Here is a 12167-nt window from a genome sequence, read left to right as displayed (position 1 = left end):
GGTACGACAGCTGAAAGGAGCCAGACATGTCTCTAGTAGAAGATCAGATAGTAGTGTTTCATAAGGTGGGCAACATAGCTGAGTTTCCAAAACGTTTAGGGAAACTGGTACGCTTCTGCGGGGAGGAAATTGCTATTTTCCGTACCGACGAAGACAAATTCTACGCCATTGAAAATCGCAATCCTAATCCAAAGGGCGGGACGCTGGTAGACGGTATGGTATCCGGCGAGTTCATCTTTGATCCTTTGTACGATTGGAAAATCTCTTTAGTTACAGGGCGTGTACAAGAGCCTGACGAAGGGATCGCACGGGTGTTTGATGTAAAAGTAGAGAACGGGGAAGTAAGCGTGGTTTATCAAGTGAAAGACTATAGCAACTGGATAAAAAGAGAAATTGATTTATATTTATCCGAACACACAGGACTATAAAAAAGAAAGCGCCAATTAAGGTGATTTCATCAGGCTGCTGAGAAACCTCAGCAGCCTTTTTAATCTTCTTTTTTTAACACGACTCCGCGTTAATTTGTTAGTTTTCTTGTATATAGTAACGGGATGGTGTTTGAGATGCTTCGTTCTTATTACTGTCAAGACAACTACAGGCCTTCTGTAGATCCTGTTTTATTATTTAAGATAATTTTCATCGGATACCTTTACGGTATCCGATCAGAACGTCAATTAGAAAGAGAAATTCAGACCAATATGGTATATCGCTGGTTCTTTGGATTATCTTTTATCAGCAAAGTCCCTGATCACTCCACGATTAGTTAGAATCGCCGTAATCGTTTTAAAGAGACTACTATTTTCTAGGATATCTTTGATGAAATTGTTCTCCTTGCTATTCAAAATCGAATAGTAGGAGGACATGTGCTGATTATAGATTCTACTCATAGCAAAGTCCTCGTTTTTCAACGAGGACTTTTTCATCAATGAAAAAAGAACATAAAATTAGTGTTCCTTTTATAGTTTTTACCAACCAGGATCAGCATCATTTGTGGTTACTGTTAGTGAGACTGAACTCTTCGCTATTTCATTCTTTTCTGCTGATAATTGGATACTTGTTATCAAACATAATGATAATATCATCATTGCAATTATTTTTTGCATTGAAAGCCCTCCTAATGGGTATTATTGCTAATAATGCCATTATACACCTCGTTAAGCCTTTTTACATATAAAAAATCAATTTGTTTTGAATTATTGGAAAAAATAGAAAAAATTTGTCTGGAACAGTCCGTGATTTCGATAAGTGCGCTAATTCTTCCATAGAAAGATATGCTATTTATGTAACTGTCGACACCTTCATCAAATAAGCCGTTTATCAATTGAAAATAGCCTTTCTGCTGATAATATCTTCCAACAGAAGAGATTTTATATGGAGTGGTTGGATTATCTGGTAATATATCCTCTTCCTTTTCAATTAAATCAATGAAGGGTTGTTTTTGATCTAATTGAAGATATATTTCAAGTAGCTCATTTGCCATGTGTATTTTATTGTTTTTAGAAAGCTTCTCCATATTCTCTGTCAACATAGGAATAGCTTTATCAAATTCCTTTTTTCGTACCTTTGTAATAGCCCGTGTTATCATAGTAGATTCTTTAACGAAGTCATAATTGAAGTTTTCAAACACATCCAAGTGCTTCTCAATCGCATCATAATTTCCTAATCGAGAATGTGAATTTATCATTGCCAAGTATGCTCTAGCTTTTAATTCAGTACAGGATTTTTCTAGCAAAAGACTTGCTTCAGTGTATTTGATACACTCCTCATATTTCTTAATAACGTAAGTATGTAGTGCCATACGAAAAAAGAAATCCACTTTTTCTTCAAGAGTTAAAAAATTTGTATAATGAAACATCTCATGTCCAATCATGTACGTTTGCTCTAATCGTTTAAAATCATTTCTTTCAATTAAATAAGAATGATACAAACCTTTTGCTAAATACATTTGTATCCCATGTCTTCTCGCATATTTAACTACAGTGTTAAGGAGTTCAAGTTTTATTTCTTCTTGTGATACTTGCATCGCTGTTTCAAAGAGGTCATCGATTAGAACTATGGCATCTTCACTGGGACACTCTAAAAAACGCAAAGCTACTTTGGAAACTAAGGAGAGGTCGGAGAGGCTAATTGCTTCATTTAATAACTCACGAATTGTATCAAGCCTTTGGTCAACTTCCAAAAGCACTTCAATAACTTCTGATAGAGGGATGGTAAGAAACTCAGCGAGAGGTAAAATCGTACGTAATTCTGGCCGTTTTGTTTCATTGTTCTCGATTTTTGAGATAACTCCCTTACTTATGCCTGTTTGAACAGCTAAATACGATAGGCTTATGTTCACTTTGTTTCGATATTTTTGAATCGTATCACCTATTGTAGCGTGGTTTAAGGCTTGAGTATTATCCATAAAAGTCACCCATTTCCCAACAATATTAAATATTGTCTGACACATGTGAATAATTTTATCATTTATGTAATTTATTGTAAACATAGATCTATTTTATCTTAGATGAAATTACACACTTTTAATTAGTTCAGTCCCAAAAGAGAAATATAGAATATGTGCATACAAACTTAGGTTCTGGTGACAAAACTAAATCAGAATGCGATGTACAACTTTTATAGTTTAATTTTTCATAGTAATTTTATTTGGGTAATCGAAGTGAGGGAAGGGGAATATCAGAGTTTTTACGGAAATTCCTTATTCGGGTTGCTCCTTTTTCACTGTATATAAACTTCTGGACTCGCTTCCTTATACGCATGAAAAACATCCGCTAAAGAGGAACCAACTTCTTCGAAAGACTTCGATTGAAGTTTTTCGAAGAAGTATAAGGTAAAGAATCCCCTCTCAAAAAGTAATCACTTTATAACCTCAATCCGGCTACCATCCGGTAAAATCAGTACATATTCCCCAAAATCTAGTGGCTGTTTGCAACAACGGCTTGCTAGCTTCTTTTTTTCCTTCTTTTCTAATCCGGTAGATTCTCCACAAACTGAACAAGAGGTCTCATATCCTTCTTGCATAGCCAGGGCAAACAGAGGAGCACCGATTTTTCTGCATGTTTGTTTGAACTCCATATCCGCATCATGAAATGGTTTCTCCTGAATAAACAGATGATAATGCGCTAATTCATGCTTTAGTGTGCCGATAACATGCTGTGCACCAAACTGATTGTATTGCCAAAGACTCTGCACAATGCGAATCGGTTTATGGTTACGTTTATCAAATTGAAAGCATCCTGCCGCATTTTTGAGAGATTTATCCCATTCGATTGGAATCTTGCAAGGACGATTAAAATAGTGAAGACTAAGTTCATTTCCAATTTGATAAAGCTCTTTGTTGTCTGTGGTAGAAATGGAGCGAATTGCTTTTTCAAGGAATTGCTCGCTAGATCCTATCATTTTTTGGTTTCTTTGTTTTATTTGTTTTTTTAGGGTGTCAATCCAGGTCTTAGCCTCATCATACGTAAGGGTGCTCATCTCGATGACTGGTTTGGGATGTATCTGTGTTAATAAGGAATATAGGTATTTGATCATGAGTGCGGTTGGTCTTTGGTCTGTTTTCATAAAATATATTGTAGGGGAGTTGCTTGCTGGGGTCTACTAGCTAATCTACTCAGGATAAAAATCTGTTTTTGTTTTTTCCACGTTCGGTTTTAAGTTTGAATATTTTTCCTATTCCTCTTTAGATCTGTACCGGCATACTTTTCAATGACTTCACAGCAACATGGAGACCCTGTCCGTTCATCCATTAGAGATTATGACATACAACCGATCTCAAGGAAGAATGTAAGTTGACGAACAGGGAATTGAATTCAATTTCTAGGTATAGTAGATTTTCCACCCTTATGGGTATCCATCTACCTGACGAGGATAAAATCATTAATGGTACTTTTTTGCTTTATGCGGCGGAATCCTGCGAATCTGTGCGCAACTTGGGCTTACCTGTGATGGAAAAATAAGTCCACATTCGCAGAAGGCGTTCTACCGGTCCCGACCGAAAATACGTCAAATACAGAGGGCTGGCGAAAAGCTGCACCGCATAGACGGCAAACGCCACTCCGCACCCGACCAACACACCAAGCTTCCCGAACAAGCCAAACCCGTAGCCATAGAAAATGGTCGTACAGATGACCGTCTGCAGAAGGTAATTCGTTAGAGACAGCTTGCCGACGGATTCGAACCGCGACAGCCAAACCGAAGATTTCGCTCTCGAACAGAACCAAGCAAGAGCGAAAATATAACCGAGTGCGAGAAGGTTTCCACCGATCAGCTCTCCTCCGCCGCTCCACCAATATCCCGGAAGCAGGTACTTCAACGATTTCAGCAAAAGGCCTGCCGGCAGAAAAATCAGCATTTTGACCATATACGAGGTACGTTCGTCTCCCGGATTTTCGAACCATCGTTTCTTCGCGGCATACATACCGAATAGAAACAGCGGAGCGGTCATGAATGGGGCAATAAATAGCATTGCAACGAGCAGATAGATATCCTCTCCAAGAGGGTCTTCCGTTGCCCTGTGGTGCTGTATTTCCTCGTACGTGCCTGTGCCGTAGACGGTCATCGTCTGTTTCACGTATGCTTCCATACGTGCTTGATCTTCTTTAGCGGCAGGGTCAGTGCTGTCTTCTGGCACAAACCCCAGTAAACTGAATAAACAGAGAAGCACAGTTCCCCAAACAAGTAGCGTCTTCGGTTTCCGGTCCATGAATAGAAGCATGAAGAAGCCCATTATACCGTAAAAGCTCAAAATGTCGCCTTCCCACAAAAAGTGCGCATGCAGCGCGCCTACAACGAACAGTATTAGAAACCGGCGTGACAAATAACGTTTCGGTTTCAATCCCTTCGACTCCAAACTTTCCTTCATTCTGATCATTCCGTAGCCAAACAGGAACGTGAATATTGGCATAAAACTGCTTTCAATCAAAATTGATATGAGCATGCGAACGACAGTATCGGCATGAGAAAGCGAATAAAGCCCCATTTCGTCTTTTCCCCATATGCCATATTGGAATATCAGCATATTCGCTATCAAAATACCCAGTAAACTGAATCCCCGTAAACCATCAATGATACTATTGCGGTTGTGTCGTACATTCATTTTTTTCACCTCGGCTAGATTGTAGCAGCGCATGTTAAAGGGCTTTTAAAGGGCATCTTAACATTTCCTTAATGCCTGTATTCCTTGTTTAGCTGGAATTAAGAAAGGTTTGGTACAATCAGTTTGGAGGGATATCATGTACAACGCAAAAATACTACTAATCGACGATGAAAAATCCATATTGCAAATGCTTGAGATGGCATTGCGCAAAGAGGGCTTCCGCCGTATTTATACGGCCGGAACAGCGCAGGAAGCGCTGTGGCTACTCCATAAGCATGGGGCGGACATCATTCTGCTGGATGTGATGCTGCCGGATCAATCTGGGTTCGAACTGTGCCCGAAAATTCGCGAGCTATCGGACGCGCACCTTATCTATGTAACGGCAAGAACTTCGGACCTGGACGTGCTCACCGGCTTTGCTACCGGCGGGGACGATTATGTGACGAAACCGTTCAACCCACTTGAAATCGCCGCAAGAATCAAAGCGCGACTACGTAGAGGCACTTCTTTTCCTTCGTCCAAAGACGCGGATGTCCGAAAGCAGTACGACTTCGGATATTTTATGGTAAACGAAAATGCGGGGGAGCTGCTGGTCAAAGGGGAACCGGTTTCGTGTTCCGCGCTAGCCTATCAGCTGCTACTCTATTTTTGCAAACATCCCAACACCGTATTTTCGAAGTCGCAGCTTTATGAAGCGGTTTGGGGTATCGACGGCATGGGCGACGACAATACGGTCATGGTACATGTCCACAAAATCCGCGAACGTATCGAGCCCGATCCGGGAAAACCGAAATATTTGATCAACGTGCGCGGACTTGGATATAAACTGGTAAGGGAGAAAGGAATATGAGCAGAATCAGGAGAAGGATTGCCATTCATTTCACGGTCCAGTTTTTTTTCCTGTGGGTGTTTGTCGCGGTCACTTTGCTTGTCACCATGCTCTTGCTACTCCAATACCTGGTGAATCAGGATTTAAAAAGGACATTTCCATATGGGGCGGTATCTAACATCGCGACGGACACGTTTGTCGAAGGAGATCGCGTCAACGTGCCATCGAGGTGGGTCGACCAGTTAACGGAGGCGAACTATTGGCTGCAGATCGTAGATGCCGAGGGTAAAGTCATTTATTCCTCGAACGCGCCCGACGAGTTGAAAACGTTCTATGGAGCGACCGAACTTCTGAACGTTCAAGAAACCGGCCGATTCGGATCGTTTGAGGTTATGACTGCGCTGTATACGGAGGACAAGCCACTTTTGTTTATGCTTGGTACGGAGGATCTGGGAGCCGATCGGCTGGGAGAATGGTTTCAAGTTTTTGGAGAGAACGGGCGGGTACGTTCGGATTCGACTGAAGATTTGGAAACGCAACTTAGGAAGTTCGGACAGTATATTGAAATCGTCGATCACGAAGGGAAAATCGTCCAGACGATCGGAACCGTCGAGCGCCAAGAGCTATATCGTCCGCTTGAGCTGATTTCGATGCATACAGAGCCAGCTTTGCATGCTACTGATATTTCCGTCTACTATGACGACTCAACAGGTAACGCGTGGATTTTGCATACGGTCAAGAAAAGTAGCGGAGTCCGGCAGCAGCCGATTCTGCATGAGGTGATTTTGACCCTTATCTATTTGGGTGGGGTCGTTCTACTATTAACGCTCGCTTTCGCGACTTGGCACGGCTATCGTTATGGGCAGCCTTTGCTTCTTTTTACCGATTGGTTCGAACGGATGGGGAAAGGGCATTATCATGAAGCGTTGACGGAAAAAGATAGGAAAAAAGTGTTTCGTAAGAATGGAAAGATCCGCTCGCGCTATCGCTTATACAAGGAAGTGATTGCTGGATTTTACGACATGGCGGCCAAGCTGGAAGCATTGGAAAGGGATCGCATCCGTCTGGAAAAGACGAGAGAAGAATGGATGACCGGTATTTCCCATGATCTCAGAACACCGTTAGCGACGATACAAGGTTACGGACATATTCTGGAAAGCGGCCAGTTCACCTTTACGGAGAGCGAGTTGAAAGAAATGGGGAGTATGATTCGGGGGAAAGGCGATTACATGTTGGAATTACTTCAAGATTTTTCTTTGACGTTTCAATTGAAAAATAATGCCGTCCAAATCCAGGAGGTCATAGAACTGAATGAACTCGTTCGCCGCGCCGTACTCCGATTTGTGAACGACGCTACGATTCAGCACGTAGATTTTATTTTCGAGGAGTATGAAATCGATTTGTTCATGAAGGCGAATGCCAAGTGGTTCCAGCGGATGCTGGACAACCTTATTTCGAACGCGGTCAAGCATAATCCAGTTGGAACGCATATCATCGTGCGGACTGAAAAGGAAGCGAACGAAGTGATTATCGTCGTAGAAGATGACGGAGTCGGCATGGATGAAGAGACGAAGCGGAATTTGTTCGATCGCTACTACCGCAGCACGAATACGGAAGAAGGAACCGATGGCTCCGGACTCGGCATGAGTATCGCGAAGGCGATCGTCATCGCCCATCAGGGCGTCATCCAAGTGGAATCCCACATAGGTTCAGGTACGAAAATTGTCCTGCGGTTCCCACGGTACAAGGAGGGGGAGCTCCGCAGCTCAGTAGCTTTCGAAAATTAAATAGTGGTAAACAAAGGGAGCTCCGTCTATCGTGATGTGCAGAAAATTTTCGATGGAGTTGTCATCACCGCTTGTCGAGGGACAAGAAAATATATGGTTATGAATCCGCGCAAAGCGTGGATTTTTTACTCTACAGAAAGTGTGAATTTCTGGGCTTTACTTCCTTATACGCATGAAAAATATCTTCTAAAGAAGTACCAGAAAACGGGCAGGGAAGTAATTAATTTAAAATAATTATGATAAAAATTAAAAAATAACTTGAATATTATTAAACAAAACACTAATATTATTTATGTGAGGGGGGATGGTAATGAATCGAGAGGATGTTCCAAGCTGGATTTTAGCTTTAGACAAAGAATCGGTTGAATTTATAAGAAAATTCATTATAAACTCCGGGTCTTTAAAGAATATAGCTGAAATTTATGATGTTTCTTATCCAACAGTAAGGGCTAAGTTGGATCGATTAATACAAAAAATTGAACTAAATAGCAAAACAGAAGACGTGGAGTTCGTTAGTATGATCAAAAACTTAGTAATTGATGAACGTATTAGTTTAGAAGTAGCAAAATTGATTATCGATAAATATAAAAAGGAAAGAGATGATGATTGATGCTTCATGTATTTCAATTTTTAATTGCGCTTGCAATAATTGGGGTTCAATATATTTTATCGAGAAGAAATAATGTTTACTGGGGAGCTATTTTACCAGTTGTGTATGTGATGACTTTTGTATATCTATGGTTATTTGGGACGTATTTTACAAATCGGGGAGTTACATTCGATCTTTTATTGGCTATTTTTGGAGGAGAGGTTGTTTTATTAGGAACCTGGGTTAAAGGAAGAGAAGCATTGAAGAAAAAAAGAAAAAAAGAATTAGAGAAAATGGAGTTGCAGGATATCTAAAAGAAATATGAATTTGAATCGCAAAATCTACATATTTGCCTCTCAAGGAGAGGTAACAGAGAGATTACAGTAGCAACAGTATATGGAATCAATTAAAAAAGACAATCCCTCAGATCGCATCTAGCAATCTAAAGGATTGTCTTTTCTACATAAAAGTTCTCATCACTCTCAAAATATACACCTTTCAACACCTATTTCTTAGGCTCCACATAAATATCAAAATTAGTCCATGCATCTTCCAATTCATTCAGCACATCTGTTGCTTGAGCCGTAGACTGCTGACTCATCGCACGTAGGATGGCCGTTATGAGAGATAACGGAGCCACGAAGGAATCCATATGGGAAGGAATACCTGTTGGGGTATAAAGCACATCTGTTGAACAACCTACGAGTGGCGAAGAAGGGTAATCCGTTATCGCAACTACGTGAACCCCTTTTTTCTTACCATATTTCAAGCAATCAACGGTAAAGCGAGAGTAGCGTGCGAAGCCAATACCAATCAGCACATCGTCTTCGCCAAACTTATGAATATGATCAACGGTACGGGGGTCCCCTGTAAGTAAGATTGATTCTTTGTTCAATAGATTCAGATAAAATTCAAAAAAAAGTCCAATGGATACGGCACTTCGGGAACAGACAATTCCAATTCGTTTTGCTCCGAGTAGGCTCTTGACAACTCGTCCAAAAGCTTCCAGATCAATCCGTTCCATCATAAGGGTGAGATTATGAAGATCATCCTCAAAATACTGTATAACCGTTTGTTGTTCATCGTTATCTATTTCGCGGGACAAGTGGAAGCGTTCTCCTGTAGTTAATTTGGATCGAACCAATTCCTGGAGTTCTCGTGACAGAGCAGGGTATCCTGAACATCCAATGTATGTGGAAAAACGAGTAACCGTGGACTCACTTACGGAAGCCGCTTTTGACATTTCTGCTACATTATAAAAGGCTGCTGATTCTGCATCCTTCAAAATTACATTGGCAATCATTTGTTGCGATGGACTCATTTGCGAATACATTTGTGAAATCTTATGGAGAATGGACTGATTATGTTCCATTGTAATCACCTCAACAACTATCCCTAGTATGAATTACCGTCAAGTATACGATAGGAAGAGGGGAGTGGCAACTAAGAGCGAAGGGGATAAATCTATTCTTTTCTATAATAATTAAAATAAAATTATCATAATATTGTTCCATTCAGCCATCCATTTATAGCAATATGGTCCATAAGAACGTGTAATTCAGTACCAACTAAAGCAGAAATAAAAATTACTTTGAGCGAAGTGCTTTGTTTATAAGTAAACAATAGCATTAATTTAGGCATTGTTTTAAGACAAAACATAATTAATATTGTTAAGAATATGGCACAAGCAAAACCACCTAAAAAACTTTCATCTAAGACGCCTCCTGGAATAAATGGCACGCGACCAATAAAATGAGTCAGAATATCCGGAAGAGCCATGCCGAAAAATAAAGTTGTGATGTTTAATTGTTTTCTATATACTAATGCAGCAGTTGTGGTAACCATTGTATGCCCTATAATACCAGCCATGCGAAACCTCCATAAAATCTTTTTGAATTTCTAATAATATTATAATGTTTGTTACTTTTTGAATTCCGTATTTCTTTTAGTGGGGTATATCTCAATTTGTTTTTTTACTTCACAATAAGTTTATTATTATTTTATAATTGATAACCCTTCCAGAAACTGAGTGCCAGCCGTCTTACTCTTGATAAGTTTTGTGAATTCTTTCTCTGTTTGTACTGATTTTGCATTATTAGTATCGACGATTCCATGGTTATTCCCATACACTTTATTGAGTTTAAAAATTCCCATATATGTTTCTTTTACAGGAATTTGATTAAATGTATAATCATTCACAATTAAGATGAGCTCTTCATACTTCGAGTCACGAGTGTGCCCAAACCAAGTGTTACTATCGTATCTTACAGGTATTTCTTTGTCAGCAACGACAACTTTTTTTAGATTTTCATTCTTTTTATCTGCAAATAACACAGCTTCGCTATTTGTCATTTTAGGTAAAGAATGAATTGAATCTGAAACCGAAATATCACGATCTTCTCCCTCTCGTAATACTCCTTTTTTTATTACACTTTCAGCTGTATGTTGATCCATAATAAATACTGATTTCCCATCATTTTCTGCTGTTTTGACTTTATATAAGTCTACTGACTTAATTTCACTTTTGTGTTCATTTTTTATCTCTTGTAATGCTTGTTTATCTCCTAGCATTAGGATTCCGTTTCTTGGCTCTTTAAATGTAAAAGCCAAATATAAACCGAATAAAACAGCTCCAATCACACAAACATTTATTATTTTTCTCACTTTTTATCTCCTTAGAGTTATTGTTTAATAATTGAGCGTTTTGTATAATTTTTGTTCTTAGGCGCGGAATGCTCTTTTAACCATAAAAAGGACTCTACTCTAACTTGTAGAAAATACAGGTGTCGAATCCACATCCCACAAAGAAGGAGAAATTCCACCGTGTTTATTCTACAAGAATCCTTGTTTTCATTTGAAGAATGACTACAAATTAATTAATAGAGCGGTTAGAACTCTTTTTTTCTTCTTTGGAATTACATCCATATGACAAGCAGTTGAGAAATTCTGCACCCGTAAGTTGCTTCGTAACACTACCCATATTTACTACCGTAATGCACCATACGTTACTAAATATAGTACGATGAGGATTCAAGTATGGTTTCATTCTATCCCCTTATGCCTCTCCTACACTTGTATTCATGCCAGACAGAATAAGGTTAACTCAAAAAAATGTTCTATTAAAAATGTTGAACCACTAGCGTATTGGGCATTTAGATTTTTTGAAAAAGAGGATGGCTCAAAAAATAGCTTATATAACTATGTACCAGATATTCATGCTGGAGAATATGAGAAGTCCTGGTACCTGGAAAGAAAAAGGGGCTATTGAAGGGTACTTGGTAATGCTAGTCTAGATAAAAGGAAATCGCTCATAAATTCAATAAAAGGTGAGCAGCCGCTTGACACTTCTTATATAATTGAAATTTATCAAGCTGGTAAGCTAGTGAACACGGAAGAATATTTATATCATCCGAGTAATCATAAGCTGATTATGCAACGAAATAATCAGACTCGTAGTGTTTTATGGTTATGATGCTTTTCTTCGTCCGAATATCTATCAAACCTATGATCGTCAATATACATATGAGTATACCGACTAAGATGATACTCTAGATGCATTCATCTTTCCAGATGGAGAGAGAACTGAGTATCAGTTTGATAACCTGGGACGATTAATTATTGATTTGTAAAGATGAGCTCTAAACGTTAATAGATGAGACGTATAGGGCTTCTTCTATAACTCTGCGAGGTAAGATTGAAAATCTATAGAACATTATCAATATATATGCGAGTCCAAAGAGTGGTAGTATCGATACGATCTAATGAGGCCTGTTTTCATTCCTTATTAAATTGAATAAGTAATGAGTTGTGAATTCTTATAACTAGTGGATCTGAGTCAATATCTTGGACACAAAAAAGTTAAGT

The 12167-nt window shown here is 39.3% G+C and carries 12 protein-coding genes and 1 pseudogene; 6 read left to right on the top strand and 7 right to left on the bottom strand.

Annotated elements, in window-relative coordinates; all coding sequences use genetic code 11:
* Positions 1 to 26: 26 nt before the first annotated feature.
* The gene (gene nirD / locus LM917_RS15580; protein ID WP_232698461.1) at positions 27 to 428 is read left to right on the top strand and encodes a nitrite reductase small subunit NirD; all 402 of its coding nucleotides are present in this window, start codon (positions 27 to 29) and stop codon (positions 426 to 428) included.
* A 150-nt stretch (positions 429 to 578) separates the two neighbouring features.
* Positions 579 to 893 (top strand): annotated as a pseudogene (locus LM917_RS15575) (transposase); the annotation flags it as partial.
* A gap of 72 nt (positions 894 to 965) precedes the next feature.
* On the opposite strand, the gene LM917_RS15570 reads toward LM917_RS15575, so the two are convergent.
* The 4 genes from LM917_RS15570 to LM917_RS15555 form a co-directional block, all read right to left on the bottom strand.
* Positions 966 to 1103 carry a hypothetical protein gene (locus LM917_RS15570; RefSeq protein ID WP_232698460.1) on the bottom strand — a complete coding sequence of 46 codons (138 nt, stop codon included), beginning with the start codon at positions 1101 to 1103 and terminating at the stop codon, positions 966 to 968.
* 11 nt (positions 1104 to 1114) lie between these two features.
* Positions 1115 to 2404 carry a helix-turn-helix domain-containing protein gene (locus tag LM917_RS15565; protein ID WP_232698459.1) on the bottom strand — a complete coding sequence of 430 codons (1290 nt, stop codon included), beginning with the start codon at positions 2402 to 2404 and terminating at the stop codon, positions 1115 to 1117.
* A 452-nt stretch (positions 2405 to 2856) separates the two neighbouring features.
* Positions 2857 to 3399: a SprT family zinc-dependent metalloprotease gene (locus tag LM917_RS15560; protein WP_232698458.1), complete on the bottom strand. Its 543-nt coding sequence runs from the start codon at positions 3397 to 3399 to the stop codon at positions 2857 to 2859.
* 499 nt (positions 3400 to 3898) lie between these two features.
* Positions 3899 to 5098 (bottom strand): DUF418 domain-containing protein, encoded by a 1200-nt coding sequence (locus LM917_RS15555; protein ID WP_232698457.1) that lies wholly within the window; start codon positions 5096 to 5098, stop codon positions 3899 to 3901.
* 136 nt (positions 5099 to 5234) lie between these two features.
* On the opposite strand from LM917_RS15555, the gene LM917_RS15550 reads away from it, so the two are divergent.
* From LM917_RS15550 to LM917_RS15535, 4 genes are all read left to right on the top strand, one after another.
* Positions 5235 to 5948, top strand: a complete 714-nt coding sequence (locus LM917_RS15550; RefSeq protein ID WP_232698456.1) for a response regulator transcription factor — start codon at positions 5235 to 5237, stop codon at positions 5946 to 5948.
* Positions 5945 to 7714, top strand: coding sequence for a sensor histidine kinase (locus LM917_RS15545; RefSeq protein WP_232698455.1), 1770 nt, complete (start codon positions 5945 to 5947; stop codon positions 7712 to 7714). Before LM917_RS15550 ends, LM917_RS15545 begins: the two co-directional genes overlap by 4 nt.
* A gap of 310 nt (positions 7715 to 8024) precedes the next feature.
* Positions 8025 to 8324 (top strand): DUF2089 family protein, encoded by a 300-nt coding sequence (locus LM917_RS15540; RefSeq protein ID WP_232698454.1) that lies wholly within the window; start codon positions 8025 to 8027, stop codon positions 8322 to 8324.
* Positions 8324 to 8617 (top strand): hypothetical protein, encoded by a 294-nt coding sequence (locus LM917_RS15535; protein WP_232698453.1) that lies wholly within the window; start codon positions 8324 to 8326, stop codon positions 8615 to 8617. Before LM917_RS15540 ends, LM917_RS15535 begins: the two co-directional genes overlap by 1 nt.
* 191 nt (positions 8618 to 8808) lie before the next feature.
* Here LM917_RS15535 and LM917_RS15530 read toward each other — a convergent pair whose 3' ends face one another.
* The 3 genes from LM917_RS15530 to LM917_RS15520 form a co-directional block, all read right to left on the bottom strand.
* Positions 8809 to 9675, bottom strand: coding sequence for a MurR/RpiR family transcriptional regulator (locus LM917_RS15530; protein ID WP_232698452.1), 867 nt, complete (start codon positions 9673 to 9675; stop codon positions 8809 to 8811).
* Positions 9676 to 9800: 125 nt separating this feature from the next.
* On the bottom strand, positions 9801 to 10172 hold the full coding sequence (locus LM917_RS15525) for a hypothetical protein (RefSeq protein ID WP_232698451.1): 372 nt from the start codon (positions 10170 to 10172) through the stop codon (positions 9801 to 9803).
* A 126-nt stretch (positions 10173 to 10298) separates the two neighbouring features.
* A complete protein-coding gene (locus LM917_RS15520; protein WP_232698450.1) occupies positions 10299 to 10967 on the bottom strand; it encodes a lipoprotein BA_5634 family protein in 669 nt (222 codons plus the stop codon).
* Between the last annotated feature and the right edge of the window lie 1200 nt (positions 10968 to 12167).

The sequence above is a fragment of the Brevibacillus daliensis genome, assembly GCF_021245735.1.
Classification (GTDB): domain Bacteria; phylum Bacillota; class Bacilli; order Brevibacillales; family Brevibacillaceae; genus Brevibacillus_B; species Brevibacillus_B daliensis.
Note: the sequence above shows the minus strand (reverse complement) of the source record. Positions and strands in the feature narration are given on the sequence as shown.

Coding starts and splice junctions, on each gene's coding strand:
- nirD (WP_232698461.1), top strand. CDS start 27: ATGTCTCTAGTAGAAGATCAGATAGTAGTGTTTCATAAGGTGGGCAAC.
- LM917_RS15570 (WP_232698460.1), bottom strand. CDS start 1,103: ATGCAAAAAATAATTGCAATGATGATATTATCATTATGTTTGATAACA.
- LM917_RS15565 (WP_232698459.1), bottom strand. CDS start 2,404: ATGGATAATACTCAAGCCTTAAACCACGCTACAATAGGTGATACGATT.
- LM917_RS15560 (WP_232698458.1), bottom strand. CDS start 3,399: ATGATAGGATCTAGCGAGCAATTCCTTGAAAAAGCAATTCGCTCCATT.
- LM917_RS15555 (WP_232698457.1), bottom strand. CDS start 5,098: ATGAATGTACGACACAACCGCAATAGTATCATTGATGGTTTACGGGGA.
- LM917_RS15550 (WP_232698456.1), top strand. CDS start 5,235: ATGTACAACGCAAAAATACTACTAATCGACGATGAAAAATCCATATTG.
- LM917_RS15545 (WP_232698455.1), top strand. CDS start 5,945: ATGAGCAGAATCAGGAGAAGGATTGCCATTCATTTCACGGTCCAGTTT.
- LM917_RS15540 (WP_232698454.1), top strand. CDS start 8,025: ATGAATCGAGAGGATGTTCCAAGCTGGATTTTAGCTTTAGACAAAGAA.
- LM917_RS15535 (WP_232698453.1), top strand. CDS start 8,324: ATGCTTCATGTATTTCAATTTTTAATTGCGCTTGCAATAATTGGGGTT.
- LM917_RS15530 (WP_232698452.1), bottom strand. CDS start 9,675: ATGGAACATAATCAGTCCATTCTCCATAAGATTTCACAAATGTATTCG.
- LM917_RS15525 (WP_232698451.1), bottom strand. CDS start 10,172: ATGGCTGGTATTATAGGGCATACAATGGTTACCACAACTGCTGCATTA.